The 17,294-nt window shown below is 67.2% G+C and carries 14 protein-coding genes and 3 pseudogenes; 3 read left to right on the forward strand and 14 right to left on the reverse strand.

Translation table 11 applies throughout. The annotated features are described in order from the left end of the window. Positions 1 to 24: 24 nt before the first annotated feature. From dprA to AB0E62_RS17585, 7 genes and pseudogenes are all read right to left on the reverse strand, one after another. Positions 25 to 1,185, reverse strand: coding sequence for a DNA-processing protein DprA (dprA, locus tag AB0E62_RS17555; protein WP_362193765.1), 1,161 nt, complete (start codon positions 1,183 to 1,185; stop codon positions 25 to 27). Then, a pseudogene (locus AB0E62_RS17560) lies at positions 1,182 to 1,823 on the reverse strand (ATP-binding protein); the annotation flags it as partial. The gene dprA and the pseudogene AB0E62_RS17560, both read right to left, overlap by 4 nt. Before the next feature lie 180 nt (positions 1,824 to 2,003). Continuing rightward, positions 2,004 to 2,510, reverse strand: coding sequence for a peptidylprolyl isomerase (locus AB0E62_RS17565; RefSeq protein WP_362194054.1), 507 nt, complete (start codon positions 2,508 to 2,510; stop codon positions 2,004 to 2,006). A 150-nt stretch (positions 2,511 to 2,660) separates the two neighbouring features. After that, complete coding sequence (locus AB0E62_RS17570; protein ID WP_362193768.1) at positions 2,661 to 3,245, reverse strand: DUF6262 family protein; 585 nt, start codon at positions 3,243 to 3,245, stop codon at positions 2,661 to 2,663. After that, a complete protein-coding gene (locus AB0E62_RS17575) occupies positions 3,242 to 5,845 on the reverse strand; it encodes a site-specific integrase (protein ID WP_362193771.1) in 2,604 nt (867 codons plus the stop codon). The genes AB0E62_RS17570 and AB0E62_RS17575 overlap by 4 nt, the downstream gene beginning before the upstream one ends. Continuing rightward, positions 5,842 to 7,020 carry an integrase gene (locus tag AB0E62_RS17580; RefSeq protein WP_362193774.1) on the reverse strand — a complete coding sequence of 393 codons (1,179 nt, stop codon included), beginning with the start codon at positions 7,018 to 7,020 and terminating at the stop codon, positions 5,842 to 5,844. Before AB0E62_RS17580 ends, AB0E62_RS17575 begins: the two co-directional genes overlap by 4 nt. 136 nt (positions 7,021 to 7,156) lie before the next feature. Next, a pseudogene (locus tag AB0E62_RS17585) lies at positions 7,157 to 7,438 on the reverse strand (ATP-binding protein); the annotation flags it as partial. A gap of 168 nt (positions 7,439 to 7,606) precedes the next feature. On the opposite strand from AB0E62_RS17585, the gene AB0E62_RS17590 reads away from it, so the two are divergent. Genes AB0E62_RS17590 through AB0E62_RS17600 form a run of 3 tightly spaced genes read left to right on the forward strand, consistent with a single transcriptional unit; the run spans position 7,607 to position 11,480 of the window. Then, a complete protein-coding gene (locus tag AB0E62_RS17590; protein WP_362193777.1) occupies positions 7,607 to 8,710 on the forward strand; it encodes a tyrosine-type recombinase/integrase in 1,104 nt (367 codons plus the stop codon). Positions 8,711 to 8,712: 2 nt separating this feature from the next. Continuing rightward, positions 8,713 to 9,048, forward strand: coding sequence for a helix-turn-helix transcriptional regulator (locus AB0E62_RS17595; RefSeq protein ID WP_362194057.1), 336 nt, complete (start codon positions 8,713 to 8,715; stop codon positions 9,046 to 9,048). Beyond that, positions 9,048 to 11,480, forward strand: a complete 2,433-nt coding sequence (locus AB0E62_RS17600) for a hypothetical protein (protein WP_362193780.1) — start codon at positions 9,048 to 9,050, stop codon at positions 11,478 to 11,480. Before AB0E62_RS17595 ends, AB0E62_RS17600 begins: the two co-directional genes overlap by 1 nt. 57 nt (positions 11,481 to 11,537) lie before the next feature. Here the strand turns inward: AB0E62_RS17600 and AB0E62_RS17605 are convergent, their stop codons facing one another. The 7 genes and pseudogenes from AB0E62_RS17605 to lepB all read right to left on the reverse strand — a co-directional run bounded on the left by AB0E62_RS17605 (position 11,538) and on the right by lepB (position 17,209). Further along, positions 11,538 to 12,767 (reverse strand): hypothetical protein, encoded by a 1,230-nt coding sequence (locus tag AB0E62_RS17605; RefSeq protein ID WP_362193783.1) that lies wholly within the window; start codon positions 12,765 to 12,767, stop codon positions 11,538 to 11,540. Beyond that, the gene (locus tag AB0E62_RS17610; protein WP_362193786.1) at positions 12,733 to 14,073 is read right to left on the reverse strand and encodes a hypothetical protein; all 1,341 of its coding nucleotides are present in this window, start codon (positions 14,071 to 14,073) and stop codon (positions 12,733 to 12,735) included. Before AB0E62_RS17610 ends, AB0E62_RS17605 begins: the two co-directional genes overlap by 35 nt. 235 nt (positions 14,074 to 14,308) lie before the next feature. Next, positions 14,309 to 15,013, reverse strand: a pseudogene (locus AB0E62_RS17615) (magnesium chelatase domain-containing protein); the annotation flags it as partial. Beyond that, the gene (locus AB0E62_RS17620; protein ID WP_362193788.1) at positions 15,014 to 15,376 is read right to left on the reverse strand and encodes a YraN family protein; all 363 of its coding nucleotides are present in this window, start codon (positions 15,374 to 15,376) and stop codon (positions 15,014 to 15,016) included. A gap of 126 nt (positions 15,377 to 15,502) precedes the next feature. Next, positions 15,503 to 15,811 carry a DUF2469 domain-containing protein gene (locus tag AB0E62_RS17625; protein ID WP_014675276.1) on the reverse strand — a complete coding sequence of 103 codons (309 nt, stop codon included), beginning with the start codon at positions 15,809 to 15,811 and terminating at the stop codon, positions 15,503 to 15,505. A gap of 56 nt (positions 15,812 to 15,867) precedes the next feature. Then, a complete protein-coding gene (locus AB0E62_RS17630; RefSeq protein WP_362194060.1) occupies positions 15,868 to 16,386 on the reverse strand; it encodes an NUDIX hydrolase in 519 nt (172 codons plus the stop codon). A gap of 37 nt (positions 16,387 to 16,423) precedes the next feature. After that, positions 16,424 to 17,209, reverse strand: a complete 786-nt coding sequence (lepB, locus tag AB0E62_RS17635) for a signal peptidase I (RefSeq protein WP_362193790.1) — start codon at positions 17,207 to 17,209, stop codon at positions 16,424 to 16,426. Positions 17,210 to 17,294: the final 85 nt, after the last annotated feature.

A 17,294-nucleotide genomic window follows, 5' to 3' on the forward strand; every position in this document is an offset into this window, starting at 1 on the left:
CCCCGGACGGCCGAACACGGGGGGTCAGCACGGTGGGTGACCGTCGCGGACCGAGGTCACCGCCTGGCGTGTCAACTTCCAGCCATCGCCGTGTCGTTCGACATAACCAAGTGCTCGGAGTTCGTACAGCCTCGCGACGGCGTCCTCCCGGGTGGTGCGCGCGCCGAGCGCGATCTCCCCGACGGGGGCGGCGCGGCCGGCGGGCAGGGCGGCGAGCACCCCGCGGGTGTGCGGTTCCAGCAGGTCACGGGGGAGCACCGGGCCGCGCCGGACGGGAGCGAGATCGCCCATGGCGCCGACGAGTTCGATGACCTCCGTGGCGTCGGTGACCAGGGTGGCCTCGCCGCGCAGCAGGTCGTGCACGCCGGCGGAGAGGGCGCTGGTGACCGGGCCGGGCACGCCCATGGTGAACCGGCCGAGGCGCTGTGCGGCCCGCGCGGTGGCCAGCGAGCCGCTGCGGCGGGCGGCCTCCACGACGACCGTGCCGCGGGTCAGCGCGGCGATGACGCGGTTGCGGAGGATGAACCGGCTGGGGGTCGGGTGTTCGCCGGGCGGCAGTTCGCCGACGAGCAGTCCCTGGTGGGCGATCCGGCCGATCAGGGCGGCGTGGCCGCGGGGGTAGGGCTGGTCGACACCGCAGGCCAGGACGGCGACGGTGGCGCCGCGGGCGGCGAGGGCACCGCGGTGGGCGGCGCCGTCGATGCCGTAGGCGCCGCCCGACACCACCACCCAGCCGCGCTCGGCGAGGCCGGCGGCGAGGGTGGCCGCCGTGTGGGTGCCGTACTCGGTGCAGGCGCGGGCGCCGACCACGGCCACGGAACGCAGCGCCCACATCCGCAGGCTGGGTCGGCCGCGCACCCACAGTCCGAGGGGCCGGCCGTCGCCGAGGTCGTCGAGCTGGCGGGGCCATTCGGTGTCCCCGGGGCACACGAACCGTGCCCCGGCGGCCCGGGCGAGTTCGAGGTCCCGCTCCGGTTCGGCCCGTCCGGCCCGCGCGAGCAGTCCCGCCCACCGGGTGGCGGTGACCCCCGGCAGGGCCGCGCCCCCGCACCGCAGCCGCCGCACCACTTCCCCCGCCCCGAGCTCCCGCACCCACCGCCCCCCGGCCTCGTCCCCCGGCTCGATCACCCGCCCGAGGAAGACCCGCCCGAGCAGGTCGTCCCCGGGGCCCTCGGCGCCGGTCATGCGAGCGCTCCGAGGGCCATCGGCACCCCCCGGGGGACGCCGGTGCGCAGGTGGAGGGCCAGGGCGACGTCGGTCGCGTCCGGGCGGTCGTGCCCGAGGAGGTCGGCGACCGTCCAGGCGACGCGCAGCACCCGGTCGATACCGCGGGCGGTGAGCACGCCGCGCTCCAGGCTGCGTTCGGCCTCGTCCATCGCCCCGGCGGCGGGGTGGTACCGGCTGCGCAGTTCGCGGCCGGGCACCTCGCTGTTGGTGCGCCACGGGGTGCCGTCGAGGCGGGCCGCCGCCCGCTCCCGGGCCTGCCGCACCCGGCCGGCCACGACCGCCGTGGACTCCCCGCGGGCGCCCGGCTCGGTGAGCTGTGCCCGGGTGACCGGATCGACCTCGACCCGCAGATCCACCCGGTCCAGCAGCGGTCCGGACAGCCGGGACTGGTAGCGGCGGATCGCCGACGGCGGGCACTCGCACAGCGAGTCACGGAGCGAGAAGCGGCCGCAGGGACAGGGGTTGGCCGCCAGGACCATCAGGAACCTCGCCGGGAACCGGACCACGCCGGCGCTGCGCGCGATCACCACGTGCCCCGACTCCAGCGGCTGGCGCAGGGCGTCCAGGGTCTGGCTGTGGAACTCGGGAGCCTCGTCCGCTTTTCCGACTGCTGAACTGTTCGCCCTGTGGCTGAGCTGGGGTTATGCGTCACGTGGGTGTCCGTGACGCTTCTCGGCTGCCGGTCCTCAACGCAGGACCGCCCGGGGCGTCAGCCCCGGGCGGTCCTGGTGTGGTGCTGTGCCGACGCCGTGGCGCCTGCGGTCACACGGCGAGAACTACTCGACGAATTCAGCGCGCTCGATGATGACGTGGTCCTTCGGGACGTCCTGGAACCCAGCCGCGGAGCCCGTGGCGACCTTTTCGATCCCGTCCACGACCTCTCGGCCCTCGATCACCTCGCCGAAGACCGCGTAGCCCCAGCCCTGCACGTTCTTGCCGCTGTGGTTCAGGAAGTCGTTGTCGGCGAGGTTGATGAAGAACTCCGCCGTGGCCGAGTGGGGCTCCATCGTGCGGACCATGGCGATGGTGTACTTGGTGTTCTTCAGCCCGTTGTCCGCTTCGTTCTGGATGGCCTCACGGGTCGTCTTCTTGCTCATGCCAGGCTCGTATCCACCGCCCTGGATCATGGAGCCCTTGATGACTCGGCTGAAAAGCGTCCCGTCGTAGAAGCCCTCCTTGACGTAACGGAGGAAGTTCTCGGTCGTCACCGGGGCCCTGTCTGCATCGAGCTGCAGGACGATGTCGCCGTGGTTGGTTGCCAGCTTGACCTTGGACACGAAAATCCTCGCTTATCGCACTCGCCCATGCTCAACGCATGGTCACAGCCCGCTCAGAGCTGCATCAGCCTGTTCAGGTAGGTCACCGTCAGCGATCACCCGATTACGATCTCAGTGATCATAGGGCTCTCGATCCTGACTGCTGTCCGGTTTCCGTCAATCCCGACCGCCAGGGGTGAGTGTCTGCTCCAGAAGTCGGACTTCGAGGGCGGCGATGCGCTTATCGGCGAAGCGGAGGTTAGAGCGGGCTCCCTCGAGTCGTTCCTGGAGGGTGCGGTGTTCTCGGGTGAGCTGTTGGACGCGGTGCTTGAGGGTGGTGTTCTCGGCGGTCAGGGCCTGAAGGGACTCGCCGGGAACCATCTGGTCGAAGTCGCGGATCTGTCCCATGAGCTCGCCGATCCGCTGCCGCTGGGACAGGACCTCATTCTGGGTGCGGGTGAGCTCGGCCTCGGCGTTCAACGCGCGTTCGCGCCAGGTCGCCTCGATCTGATCGTGCTGCTGCTGGGCCTGACGGTCGTGGCGGCTGCGGCTGTCGGCGACGGCGTTCGCCACGAGCATGCGAGCCTCGGTGTTCTCGTAGAGGAACGTGGCAGACACGCCCGCGCGCTGGGCAATGCCGCGGATCGTGGGCCTGCCGCGTTCGCGGCGGAGCTGACCGATCGCGGTGGCGACCTGTTCGAGCTTCTGCCGAGTCTGGGTGCGGCGGGCTGCGATGGCTGCTGCCGTGGACTCCGGTCTCACGCGGCTTCCTCGTCGGTCTCGGTTTCATGGCGGGCGAGTTCCTGGGCGCGAAAAACAGTGCTCCAGACGCGGCCGAAGTAGTCCTGAGGCCGACGCAGGTCAAGGGCGAGGGCCTCGTCCAGGAGCCCGACAGCGGCCAAGGCCTTCTCCAGGCCGTCAATCGCGCGGGCGGTGGGCTCGAAGAGCCCGTGGAGGTAGTCGGCGACCTTGGGGTCGTCGGCGCCCTCGGCGACCGTGCGCCATTGCTCGCGTTTGCGGTGCCAGTAGACGAGGTCGGCGCCGGAGAGGACGAACTTGTCGCAGTTGTGGCAGTCCACGTTCCAGGGGCAGGCCTCACCGTTGACGACTGGCTGAAAGGTGCAGAACCCGCCCTCGGCAGGGGTGGAACGGCGGGTGAGGTCGATCGCGAGGGCCTCGGCCTGCTCACGGGTCATGTCCTCGCCGGCGGACAGGACCAGGCCCGGCTCCGCCGAGCCCGGTCCTGCGACCCAGACGGTGTTGAGTGCCTGTTCGAGCTTGGGGTCAGTGTTCGCGAGGTGAACGTAGTGCTCGGCCATTGCGTCGGAGACCTGGCCGAGATAGCGCTTCACGTGGGTGAGGTTCGCGCCGGCCTTGAGGAGGTTGGTCGCCAAAGTGTGGCGGGCCTGATGTGCGACGCAATGGGCGAGATCAAGAGTTGCCACCCACTTGCTGAACCGGGTCTGGAACCATGCATAGCTGACGCTCTTGAGGAGTGACCGGTTGGTTCCGCGCCGCGGGAACAGGGCGATCTCCAACCGCTCCCGCGCGGTCGGCGGTCGTCCGTGCCGCTGGACGAATCGGGCGACGGTCTTGGCCTGACGCTGCTCAATCGCGTGGAAGAGCCGCTCCGGGATGCGGATGCCCTCGTCCATGTTCCCGACCTTGGTCTGGTCGTGCCAGAACATCGGCAGGTCCTTGTAGCGGCCGATGCACTCCAGCCGCACTTCGAGGACCTCGCTGCAGCGGCGCCCGGTCATCACCAACGCTTCCCAGACCAGCCGCAGCCCGCGATCCTCGACGTCCATGTCGTCCAGCCGCTGGAGGTTGGGCCCGTTGGCCAACGCTCGGGCGATCTCGTCGGAGAACGGCTTGCGGCGCCCGCCCCGCTTGTTCCCTCCGTGGGGAAGGGCGACGACGAACGCATTGTCCACTCCGAGCTGCGGTGCCCGGCCGTTTTCCATGGCCGCGCGCAGAACCTGCCGGGCCCCGTCGAAAACCCGGCTGATGGTTGCGGTGTTGATCGCGTTGGGTTCGCCCGTGCGGATGTCGTGGATGGCCAAGGACTTCAGTCCGTGCGCCGCCCGGTAGCGCTGGTCGGATACGAAATCGAGCATGTGCTGCCGTGTCAGGAACGAGGGGTCGTGGCCTCCCTCCGGAGCACGGCTTTCCAAGAAGGCGGACAGTTCCATGCAGCCGCGCTTGGAGTTCGCGATCGGGGTGATGCTCCGCGGCGGGTCGGTCAGCAGCCGGTGCTCGAGCCACTCCCAGAGAAGATCACGCAGCCACCGCTGCGAGACCCCGGTCAGGTCGATGTGGCCCGCGCTCTGTTTGAGCCGGACACCGAAGTGGTCCAGCTCGATGTAGCCGTACTCCTTCGTGTCTTCCCGCGTGAAGTAGAGCAGCTGCAGATACCGGAGCATCCGCCTGGCGATCTTCGCCTTGTTGACGGAGTCCTGCCGGAACCGATCAAGATCAAGGTCCGCCAGTGAGGAGACGTCGTGACGGCGGCAGTAGTTCACCACATGCTGTACGAACGTCAGCGGCCAGTGGGCCCCTTCGGATGGGCCCTGGATGTGCTGGACGATCGTCCATTTGATCTCCGCCCGCACCAGTGGTCGCAGTCCGAGCAGGGACAGCCTTCCGTCCATTCGCGCGATCGGGTCCTCTTGAACGCACCAGCGCCCGAACGCCGCCCGGTCCTCGTAAACGATCTTCTGTGGCTCCGCAGTTACGTGCTTGCCGGCCGCACCCACGCATCGGGCTCCGCCCGGCAGGCCGGCAGCCTGGTAGCGCGACCTGTGCACGAAACACAAGCCGAGCCAGTGTGCCGCCGGGTCCGCGCAGGCGACCACCTGGCATTTCCCGAAGTCCGGATACGGTTTCCGGCCGATCAGGAACACATCGATGCCGTCGGGCCTGCCCTTCTTCCGCTGGTAGGCCTGCCAGGAGACGAGGTTCTCGGTGTGCAGGTAGCAGAGCCCGTCGCCGCCGTAGGCCAAGGCGTGAGGGCAGATCAGACAGGGTGTCCGGCCCCGTCCCCCGCGAGGCTTGAGCGGTTGCGCTTGGTCCCTGAAGCCGACGATGTTCCCGCCCGCCCGCTGCCACTCGCCCCATTCCCTGTCGTGGGTGCAGCAGAAGTCCCGGGCGGTCTCACGGCCCCGCGCGCATCCATCGACACGACACCGCCATCCGAAGGCGGGATGGTCGGGGCCAACCGTGATCACGTCGCTGCGGAACACGGGATCGAATCCCGGGGCCGCGATCAGCGCCTCCAGGAGTTCGAGCCGGTCGGTGGTCGTGCGCGTCTGCGGCGAGGTTCCGGCCCCGACGACCGGAAGAAGCGGAAGGCGATGACTCACTCGGTCTCGCCCCAGACCGTCTGCAGGGCCGCGCCGAACTCGGGAGAGTGCAGATCCGGGTGCCCGTAGACCTCGTCGACCATCTTGGCCGACGCCCAGTTGCCGACCGTCTTGGCGATCATGCTGTCCCCGTCGGTGACGTCCATGACGTCGTTGGTGAACTGGTGGCGGAATGCCTGCGGTTTGATCCGTCCCGGCAGGCCGGCCCGGCGCCCCGCCCGGCGCAACACGCTTCGCGCCGCGTCCGCGGTCCACGGCTCGCCCCGGCGAGGGCCCGACAGCTGGATCAGCAGCATGCCGTGCGCGGAGGCATACCGCCTGTATTCCGTGGTCATGTATTCGAAGTAGCTGCTGATCATCGCCGGGCTGACCAGGTAGATCTCCCCCTTGGTCACCACTCCGTCGACCACCGACCAGTCCGGCTTGATCTTCGCCGCTGCCCGGTTGGGATTGCCCCTGCGATGACAGACATGGACGTGCGGTGCCTTGCAGTCCCCGCACTCCGCGTTCTCGCGCAGGTGCAGATCCGACAGGTGGAGGCCCGTCAGCCCTCCGATCCGCATCGAGGTATCGGACAGCCAGGTCACCATCATCCGGTCGCGAGCTGTGTTCACGGCGCCCAGAAGGTCCTGCCGGGCTCCGTCGGGCAGCATCTTCGGATGTCGGCGCTTGGCGGGCCGACGCGGACCCAGAGGGTTGGCCGGCATCGACTGCTTCACGTGCCCCAGGAAGGCCCGGCCCCGGTCGGCCTTCGTCGGCAGCCGTCTCCCGGTGAACTCGGCCACCAACGCGTCGTTGACCCCACCGCCAGCGCAGACGTGCAGGTAGAAGCCTTTCAGACACGCCGCAGCCACCTGAAGCGCCGAGTCCCCGCAGGGGCGCTTCGGCGGAACCCGCCACGGCTGCCCGTGGGGCATCATCACCTTCGCGCCGATCGCCCCCATGTAGCGATGGAGGTCCAGGAGCCGCACCGTCTCGGTCGACAGCCCTTCCCGGACACGCCAGCGCAGGTGATCGACGAGGTGGTACGCGTACGTCCGCTGCGTGCCCGACCCATCGAACTGACGCAGGAACCCGTCCGATTCCTCGTCGACCGTGCCGTCGGGCCACAGAATCGCGTACGACCACCCACCGCCCGCAGGCAACGTCTGCACCCGCAGGTCCTGCAGGACCATCCCCGTACGCACATCAGCTCCCGCTCGTCATGTTGCTACGTGCGGGATGCTTCCAGCGCGTTCGGTAAATCAGTCCGTAACGGGCAGAAGGTTCCTACTGGCGGACTATCAGGTGACACAGAGGGCGTACGGAAAAGTCCAGGAAGAGCACCCCGCGGTGGGCCAGGGACACCGCCCCGGGCCGGGCGATGCCGGGACCGCCGCCGACGAGCGACTGCATGGTGGCCGAGTGGTGCGGCGCGCAGTAGGGAGCGACGTCGATGAGCGGCTTGCCCGGGGGCAGCAGACCGGCGACCGAGTGCACGGCCGTGACCTCCAGCGACTCCACTCGGGTGAGCAGGGGGAGGACGGCGGGCAGGCGCTCGGCGAGCATGGTCTTGCCCGCGCCGGGCGGACCCTCCAGGAACAGGTGGTGTCCTAACCGGGCGGAATTGCATCTGATGCACGAACGCTCAGCGCCCTAACCGGCCGATCTGCGCAAACGCTAGAGCATCTACACCCTCCCCCTCAAGGCCACCACCAGGCACTTTGCCAACCATCGTGCATTCGATGCATGATTCGGTCGGTCAGCGGCAAGGGAGTCTTGGTGTCAGATCGGCATGAACCGGAAGGGTCCGCGCGGTTGCAGCTCGTCTCGGGCGTAACCCTCCTGCATCCCGAGGACGCGGTCTTCGACGCGATGCTCGATGGTTGGTACCGGCAGCAACGAGGCGGCCGGAATCTTGAGCACAAGACGGTCAGCGACCGGCAGGCGCGCGTACGTGACTTCATGGATTTTGCGGGTGAGTACCCGTGGCACTGGAACGCCGGCCACATGGACGACTGGTCGAGCCATCTGGTCGCTGAGCTGCACCGGAAGCCCTCCACGATCCGCAACTACCAGTCTGCGATCAGGCTGTTCTGCGACTACCTGATCAATCCGCACTACCGGTGGGCTGAGGAGTGTGAGGAACGCTTCGGTACGCATCCGGTGCAGATCTGCCACGAGTGGAACACCGTCGCCCACCTGGTCGACTACGAGGGGGACGAAGACCGTCGGCCCTTCACCCGGAAGGAATTGCAGGCCTTCTTCGACTACTGCGACGACCGGGTCGAGCGGGTGCTCCGCAAGGGTCGGAAGGGGGCTCTGCACGCCTACCGCGACGCCACGATGTTCAAAGTGATCTACGCGTGGGGCCTTCGCCGCACAGAGGCCTCGCGGCTGGACCTAACGGACTTCCATCGCAATCCTAAGGCCCCGGAGTTCGGCCGCTACGGCGGTCTCCAGGTCCGATACGGCAAGCGCACTCGAGGATCGGCCTATCGCCGACGAGAGGTTCTGTCTCTGATGGACTGGGCAGTCGAGGCCGTCGAGGACTACGTCATCAACATCCGCCCTCGCTTCGGCTATCCGGACCACCCCGCCCTCTGGGTGACCGAGCGAGGCGGCCGCGTCAGGCCACGGGAGATCGACGACCGCTTCGCCGACTATCGCAAAGACATGGGACTCGCCGAGGAACTGGTGCCTCACTGCCTGCGGCACAGTTACGTGACCCATCTGATCGAAGACGGCGCCGACGAGACCTTCGTACAGCAGCAGGTCGGACACCGTTTCAAGTCCACAACCGCGATCTACACGTCCGTCAGCGGCGACTTCATGAACACGATGATGCGTCAGCACCTGAATCAGACCCTCGCCCCGATGGGATGACGATGCCCTCGAAACTTGACTACCAGTGGCACTTGCGCGAGCTCATGGCCAAGAGGGGCATGTACTCCACCACTGCCCTGCAGCCTCTGCTCGCCGAACGCGGGATCAACCTGTCCACCAGCCAGGTCTATCGGCTCGTGACGGAGAAGCCCGAGCGATTGAGCATGAAGGTCCTCATGGCCCTGCTCGACATCCTCGGCTGCCCGATGGACGAACTGATCGAGCCGGTCACCGCGGCCGCCCGGCCGCGCAAGGCCGCCGGCGCCGAACTGGCCGTCGATCCCGGAGTCGGGGCCTTCCGCCCGAAGCGAGCTCGGATCTCGGGAGCCGATTCTTGATGGCAACCCCCCTGCCGGAACCAGCTTCCGTCGCGAGCGTTACCGCCACGATCGTGGCCGCCGTCCGCCAGGCCGAGCCCCGGCTCGGGGAGTCCGTGATTCGTACGGCCGTAGCGAACACATGCGTCGCCCGGACCAAGCGTCGCCGCGTCGCCCGTGCTCTGGAAGGCGATCCAGGCCTGCTCACGAGCGGCCGGGCAGACGGGCCGGTGGCCGTCGACCAGTTGATCCACGCACTGAAAGCGATGGGCGCCCAGCGCCTGGTCGCCCCGCGTTGCCCGAAATGCGGCACGCAGGACGCTTTGCTTAGCGAAAAGCTCGACGGCCGCAGAATCTGCCAGCCCTGCAAGACCGCCTTCCGGGCCACCACACGACCGTGTTCGGACTGCGGTTCCACCCTCAACGTCAACTGCCGGGACAGGCACGGACGCCCTGTCTGCCGCGGATGCCGACCGGGCGACGGTGAGGACCCCGTCGCCCGCCTGGTCGACCAGATCGCGCCCCTGGCTCCGGGGCTGGAGCCTGAACAGCTCCAGGCCGCGATCCGGGCTTCCAACAAGCAGCCGTATGCCCTGCTCAAGGTCTCTTGGGAGATCGAGGACCGGCCCGGTCTCCTGACCGGTGAGGGCGCCCACGGTTCACCGCACCTGATGCGGCTCCTCATCGAGGTGCACAAGATCGGCGCAAGCGGCATCGTGCTCCCTGCTTGCCCGCAGTGCTCAACCGATCGGCCGCTGTTATTCAAAGGCCACAACGGAATGCGGATCTGCCGCGGCTGCTACGACGCCGAACGGTCTCAGCCCTGCACCGGCTGCGGCAACGACCGCCCGGTCGTGGCTCGCTCGGACAGCGGCGGGGCTCTCTGCGGCACGTGCTCAGCCCATGATCCGGAGAAGTTCGAGCAGTGCATCCAGTGCCGCCGCCACCGCCAGGTCGGGAGGCGAACGCCCGACGGGCCACTCTGCCGATCTTGCTACCGCCTGCCTGTCGATCGGTGCTGCCTCTGCGGCCGGCGTCGGCCCTGCATCGGAGCCAGTACCTCAACACCCCGCTGCGAGACGTGCTACCAGGTCAAGCACCCCTGCTACCAGTGCGGCAGAACCTTCTATCCCCGTGCCCGCACCCCCGACGGCTACCTCTGTCACACCTGTTTCACCAAGGACCCGGTCGCCTACCGCACCTGCATCGGCTGCGGCGAGTCCGCCGTCCTCTGGCACCACGGACTCTGCCCTCGTTGCGCCTGCATCCGCCGCCTCAACGAGCTCCTGGCCACGTCTGACGGCGTCATCCGCCCCGGCATGGAGACAGCGTTCGAAGCTCTCAGCACGGCAGCCGATCCGCGATCTGTTCTCTCGTGGATCGCGCCGAGGACCAGAGCGGCCAGCGTGTTGTCCCAGCTGGGAACCGACGGCTTCCCCGTCGACCACTCCACGCTTGACCAGTATCCCCGCAGCAAAGCCGTCGACTACCTGCGAGGAGTCCTAATCACGGCGGGCGCCCTGCCGCACCGCGATGAACAAATGGTGGCCCTGAAACAGTCGCTGGCCAAGATCTTCGACGACGTCTCGGACGCCGACGACCGCAAGTTGCTGCAGGCATTCGCTCAGTGGGACCAGATCGGCCGCCTTCGGCGCCGTCTCGTCGGCCGCCCCGCCACCTACAACCAGATCAACACCATACGAGTCAATGTTCGACAAGGTGCTCGTCTCATGAAGTGGCTCCGCGATCACGGCACTGACCTGGGCAAGTGCAGCCAGCGAGAGATCGATCAGTGGCTGTCGGAGGGCAAGTCCGTACACCTTCACGCCAGGCCGTTTGTGAAATGGGCGGTTGCCCGCGGCCATGCTTCCGGCTTGATCGTCCCCTCGCCGACTCGCACCAACCCGACACCGCCCCTCGACACCGAGAAGCGGATCGAGCTGTCCCAGAAGCTCCTGACGGACGTCACGATCCCTCTTGACCTGCGTGTCGCCGGCCTGATGGTGGTGCTCTTCGCTCAGTCCTCCACGGCGATCGCGAAGATCCGCGTCAACCAAGTGCTGCAGACCGCGGCAGGCGTCCATCTTGCTATCGGACGAGACCCGCTCCACCTCCCCGGTGCTTTCGGCGAACTGGTGACCCAGCTGGCCGCCGAGCGTCGTGCCTACTCCGCTATCGGACGCGACAGCACCAGTCCATGGCTGTTTCCTGGCCGGCACCCCGAGCGCCACCTCAGCCCTGCAACCCTCCTCCAACGACTGAAGGCGCAAGGGATCACAGCTCGTGCCAGTCAGCACGCCGCTCTTCGGGACCTCGCCGCTGCCCTGCCCGAGAGCGTCATCAACCGGCTCCTCGGCATCAGCATTTCCTCAGTTGACCGCTGGAAGGCTGGCGGACAGTGGGCGGCCTACGCGGCAGAGCTGGCCCGCCGGGGCACCCCATTGCGCAACTAGCGATATCCCCCCTACCAATAAAGACCGAGCGGAATTACGTGAAACGCGAGCTGGAGGTCAGGACGTCAGAGTGGCAGGGGATTCGGCGCCGGAACTAGCTCCCACCCCTACCTCGCTGGTCAGAACTCGATCTAGCTCGTCAAAGCTTGCATCGCACGATCGCAAGAAAGCAGCAATCAGGCGGCGCGTATGCCCGAACGTGTCCCGACCAAGCCCCAGACGCATGACTACGGAGGAATCGATTTCCCGACGTTTGACCAGCCGCTCAAAGACGAAAAGGTCTAGCTGTCGCGGAAATACGCGAGCAACCGGAGCATCACCCTTGAATCTCCAACAGAGCTCCGCGAGAGAGCCTGCATAATGCGGAGGCTCGGGGAGGAACGCACCAATCGCCTCGGTACGAACTTCGGGGGCAACTTTCACAGCAGAAAGTACGCCGGCGACATACTTATCAACCGCGTCGGAAATTTTCCGCATCTGATGCATTGGAACGGCGCCTTCGGCAAGGCGCTCGGCAACTAGATGGTCCCAATCAGCTCGACTCAAGGTCATCGCAGTTGCAGCGGCGGCCACCAGCTTCAGAGCGAGGATGCTGACTCCCTCTGCAGCCAGCCACCGGACAGCTCGAGCCTCCCCATCCTGAAGCCGCGGAGTCCAGTGCCGTCCGATCCCTTGCAACAGATCGATGAGCTGTTTGATCGCCAAGAAGGGTTCAAGGAACAGAACCTCTCCGCGAAGGAACTTGAATGCCCGATCGAGGTCCGCATTACCGCGGCATGCATCACGGGTATCCCGCTCCAGAGTAAGAGCATCGACGCCGTGAGCCCCCAGGTTTGCCATTTTCCCAACGGCATTACCTTCTCGGCGCTCAAAGTCCTCGACGCTCTGCGCCGTCACGTCGAGGCTTCGACCAAGCTGCCGAATGCGGCTGGTAACACCTTTGGCAATCGTCAGCTCCGCAGCGTCTGCACCGACGAGCTCTCGAAGGCCACGAAGCCAGACAAGGCGATCAAGCGGCTTTTCCGCGCTCTTCCCCGTTCCGGATTTAACTTCCCCAATGTGTTTGATCTGCGCTAGGTGAGGGGTGAAGTCGAAGGCGAAGAGATCTAGATCAGTGACCAGGAGTGGCTCTTGATAGTAGCGCTCCAGGTTGACTCCGTAGCGCGAATAGAAGCCCTCCCAGAACCAAAGCTGGGCAACCCGTGCCTCCAAGAGTTCTCCAGGTTGCGGTGTCCTGGGGGCTGCTGTCTTTTTAGCGCCCGAACGGGCTCTCGCTCCTGACTGCACGCTGGACCTCCTTCCTCAACTCAAGAATCGTGGCGGTGGTGATCTCGTCACTGGCCGCGTCATCCGCCAGCTTGGATCGGTCCTCCTCCGGCGTTACAAACATGCCGGGGGCGTTCTCAACTTTGAGGGAGGAGCCTTCTCCAGGAACATTCCCGATGCTGGCCTTGAGCCAGTCAAGGCCATCTCGAACGATTTCTTCCTTGACCAGTTTGAGGAAGGCTCTACCGTTCGGAAGTTCCTCAACCTGCACGACACCGTGAGATTCCAACAGATGGTAGTCGGTTCCGATATTGGTGGCCGGGCCGACAGAGCCATAATTCAAGAGCTTTGACACCAGGACGACCGGATCATTGATCCGTCCCCGGCCAAGCATGGCCTTCTCGCGCCCAAAGAGAATGTGCGCAATGAAGAGCTTGCGTAGATGCAGCGCTTCCGTAGTCGTCGACTGGTCGTCTGCGGTCTGAATCAGAGGAGAAAAAACGTAGGTCTGTGAAAGAGGCACCCCTGAAGCGTTTGACTTCACCGTTCCGGTCTGAATCAATCCAACTTTGCGAGCGCTCTTCAGAATGCTGGGATTCCCACCAACGGCATCGAGGGTGGACCCAGGCTTCGTCGACGCCTGTTCGCAGATTGAAAGCAGTGCATCACGCTCTCCCGGAGGGAGGTTGCGGAGAAATGAAGCCATCTGGATCTGATTGGTCCCCCAAACATGAGGGTTGAAGATCACATCCTCGTTCAGGTCGCTGGAGAAGACTCGACGGTTTATAGAAGTTGCCAGCGAGATCTCGAAACCTCGCGCCGCCGCACGGTCTGAAATACCGAGTCGAACGATCTGGTCGAGATGCTGAGTCTTGGTCAGCGGAGCCCACGACGCGATCTCAACACTGTGAAGGAGTGCGAGTTCCTCTTCAGACGGCCTAAGTTGCCCCAAAACCCTGAACGTCTGTTGGATTACAGTGCCGCCGACCCCGACGAACTCTTCGACACTCTGAACAACACCGTCTGAGTCAAGCGTGAAGTCGATTACATTCGCCTGTTTGAGCACCGGGAGGACCTGTAGGCTAAGAATGCTCTCGGGAATCCCGGACAGTCTCGCAAAATGTCGAATAGCCTGCGCATTTGTGATTCGCCCATAGCCGTGCATGCGCGATGCAAAGTCCATTGCCTGGCCAGCTAGCAGCAGGGTGGCAATATCGGCTCGGATTACATTATTGGTCACCATGGGAGCCTGCTGCTGCAAGAACAGGACGGCTCGCCCCAGCCGACGCTCCACCGCGACAGAGTCACCCTGTCCAGTCATCGCCATGACACCCGTCCCCCTACCCTCAACGTGCTCGTCATCCTACGGCGCATGGGCGACCTGTATCAGTCGATTGTCTCCCCTGCCGTCGGTCAGGACATCGACCGCAGCGCCCCTCCGCAGCCGCCTCTCTGTAGCCCTGCAGGCGGTACGTCCACGCCCGCTGACGAGCGATCTGCTGTCGCGAGACCGCAGGTGGCGTCGAGGCATTGCGCAGCTTCTGATATCCGCCCCTACCAATACCGGCGGCGGCCACCTCCACGGCCGTGCGGGCGGCGGTCTGTCCCACGACGTCCGCCAGGTCGTGGTCCTGGTCGTGCTGCGCGGCGCCGGCGCTGTGCATGCCGGTGGCCGCGCCCGTGCCGGGCACCCGCAGCCCGGCCAGCAGGGGATCGGGGCGGCCCTGCTCGTGCGGTGCCTCGTCGGGTACCGGCTCCTCGGCGAGGACCGCGATGAGCTGCCGCAGACTGCGCACCCCGAGCACGGACACCCCCGGGACCAGCGAGGCCTCGGCGGCGGCGCACTCGGGCACGACCACCTGCTCGTACCCGGCGTCGGCCGCCGCGAGGACGGCCGGCAGGATGCCCCGTACCGGACGCACCCGGCCGTCCAGGCCCAGCTCTCCGATCATGACGATGTCGGCGAGGACACGGGGATCGATCCGTTCGGCGGCACCGAGCACCGCACAGGCCACGGCCAGGTCGAAGCCCGAGCCGGCCTTGGGGACCGAGGCCGGGCTGAGTCCGACGGTGAGCTTCTTCTGCGGCCACTCGCCGCCCGAGTTCACCACCGCCGCCCGTACCCGGTCGCGGCTTTCTGTCAGGCTCTTGTCGGGGAGGCCGACCAGGGTGAAGGCCGCCACTCCGGGTTCCAGGTCGGCCTGGACCTCCACGACGACGCCCTCGACGCCGACCAGGGCGACGGAGCAGGTGCGGGCGAACGCCATTCAGGCCACCCCCCGTGCGTGCTCGACGGAGGGCGCGCCCCGGCGGGGCAGGAGGACGCCGACGAGGTCGATGCGGACGCCGCCCGGCGGGGCTCCGCCGTGGGCCTGGATCCAGTGTTCGGCGAGGGCGCGCAGCCGGGCCGCCTTCTCGGGGGTCACCGCGGCCATCGGATGTTCGTAGGAACCGCCCCTGCGGGTCTTCACCTCGCAGACGACGAGCGCGTCCCCGTCCCGCGCCACGATGTCGATCTCGCCGGACCGTCCGCTGCGCCAGTTGCGCTCCAGGATCGTCATGCCGGCCTCGGCGAGCCGCCGGGCGGCCAGGTCCTCGCCGTATTTGCCGATTGCCTCTCGTGCGTTCATGTCGGCACCTCCTCGGCGCCCACCGTCACGCATCCCGGCCCCCGCTGTTGATCTTGGGGGACTACTGGCCGGTTGTGGAAAACTCCGTCACCCGAACGAGTTCGGTCTTCCGGAAGCCGCGGGTCATCAGCCGCCCGGCAGCTCCAGGTCGCTCTTGTTCAGCTCCTCAATGTTCACATCCTTGAACGTGAGGACTCGCACCTGCTTGACGAAGCGAGCCGGGCGGTACATGTCCCAGACCCAGGCGTCGGCCATGGTGACCTCGAAGAACACCTCGCCCTGGACCGAGTGCACCTGCATCTCGTAGTCGTTGGTGAGATAGAAACGCCGCTCGGTCTCGATCACGTATTTGAACAGACCGACGACATCTCGGTACTCCCGGTAGAGCTTCAGCTCCATCTCGGTCTCGTACTTTTCGAGGTCCTCGGCGCTCATGGCATGTTCCCCTTCAGCCGTGCGATCCCACCATTGTGCGCCAGTCCGAGGGGCCCTCAGACGATTTCCGTGTCGAGGGTCACGGGGCTGGCCGGGGGGCCTTCGTCGAGCAGCGTGCGCAGCAGCTCGGCGAGTCTGGTCGGATACACCGTCTCACGTGCCCGGGCCAGTTCCCGACACGTCCACCAGCGCGCTCCGGCGACGCTGCGCCGCTCCAGTTCCGTCAGCCCCGTCGCGGCGGTGGCCGTCTGGCTGGTACGGGCCAGGTAGTACCACTCGTCCTGGTCCCAGCGGCGGCCCGCGAACGGGAACGAGCACCGTCGCCGCCAGAGCACCGGGCCCAGTCGGACGTCGGTGATGCCGGTCTCCTCCGCGAGTTCCCGCAGCGCGGCCTCCTCGCGTGTCTCGCTGCCCTCCAGTCCGCCGCCGGGCGTGAACCACCAGTCGTCGTCCGGGTCGTCCGGCTCATGGCCGTGCAGGAGGAGGATGCGGTCCTGGGGGTCGAGCAGCACCACCCGCGCCACCTTGCGCGGGCCCCCCGCGCCCTCGTGCGGCGCCTCGTCCTCGTACGGCACCCCGTCCTCGTGCGGCTCCTCCTTCGGCCGCGTCGTCTCAGCGGGCACCGGCCGTCTCCTGGCGGGGCGGGGCGGTGCGGGAGCGGCCGAGGCGGGTCGCGATCGGACCGTAGGCGCCGCCGCCGAGGACCAGCACCGCGCCGGCCACGATCAGCACCTGCAGCGTGCGCAGCGGGCCCGGCTCGGAGAGGGCGCCCAGTGTCTCGAAGCCGGTGGGGCGCTCCAGCATGCCCTTCCAGGGCCAGACGACGGCGTCCACGCGGGCCGAGACGGCGTCGCGGGAGACGGTGCCCCGCGCCGCCTCGCTGAGGTGGGCGGTGGAGTCCAGGGAGCCCTGGCGTTCGTCGCCGAGGAGGAACAGCCGGCCCTCGGGGACGGTCACCGTGCCGAAGCCCTTCAGCTCGGCCTGGCTGCCCTCGGGCAGATAGGGCTCCTCGATCGGCTTGCCGTCGACGGTCAGCTTGCCGCCGGTGCAGCAGGACACGGTGTCACCGCCCACGGCCACCACGCGCTTGACCACCTTGGAGTTGGCGACCCAGTTCTTGTCCTCGAAGACCACCACGTCACCGCGGCGCACCTCGTCGCCGTCGACCCGCTGGGCCAGTACCCGGTCGCCGGCGGCGATGGTGGGGGACATGGAGCCGGTCGGAACGGTGTACGGCCGGTAGACCACCGCCGCCCACGCGAAGCCGCCCAGGAACAGCACCAGCCCGAGCGCCACCGCCACTCCGGACAGCCGCTGCCCGAGCCGGCCGCCGCCGTCCCGTGCCGTACCGGTGCCGCCGCCCGACGGGGCCGTACGCGTCATGCTCTCGCCACCCATGGACCCGCACCCTACCCGGCGGTACCGAACGAGGGCAGCCCCTTCCTCTCGACCGCGACCACCGTCGGGAACGGCCGAGCCGGCC

This window comes from Streptomyces sp. NPDC038707, assembly GCF_040636485.1.
GTDB lineage: Bacteria > Actinomycetota > Actinomycetes > Streptomycetales > Streptomycetaceae > Streptomyces.

Excerpts from the sequence above, each read along its gene's own strand:
- dprA (WP_362193765.1), bottom strand. The coding sequence starts at position 1,185 with ATGACCGGCGCCGAGGGCCCCGGGGACGACCTGCTCGGGCGGGTCTTC.
- AB0E62_RS17580 (WP_362193774.1), bottom strand. The coding sequence starts at position 7,020 with ATGGTCCTGCAGGACCTGCGGGTGCAGACGTTGCCTGCGGGCGGTGGG.
- AB0E62_RS17595 (WP_362194057.1), top strand. The coding sequence starts at position 8,713 with ATGCCCTCGAAACTTGACTACCAGTGGCACTTGCGCGAGCTCATGGCC.
- AB0E62_RS17600 (WP_362193780.1), top strand. The coding sequence starts at position 9,048 with ATGGCAACCCCCCTGCCGGAACCAGCTTCCGTCGCGAGCGTTACCGCC.
- AB0E62_RS17610 (WP_362193786.1), bottom strand. The coding sequence starts at position 14,073 with ATGGCGATGACTGGACAGGGTGACTCTGTCGCGGTGGAGCGTCGGCTG.
- AB0E62_RS17620 (WP_362193788.1), bottom strand. The coding sequence starts at position 15,376 with ATGAACGCACGAGAGGCAATCGGCAAATACGGCGAGGACCTGGCCGCC.
- AB0E62_RS17625 (WP_014675276.1), bottom strand. The coding sequence starts at position 15,811 with ATGAGCGCCGAGGACCTCGAAAAGTACGAGACCGAGATGGAGCTGAAG.
- lepB (WP_362193790.1), bottom strand. The coding sequence starts at position 17,209 with ATGGGTGGCGAGAGCATGACGCGTACGGCCCCGTCGGGCGGCGGCACC.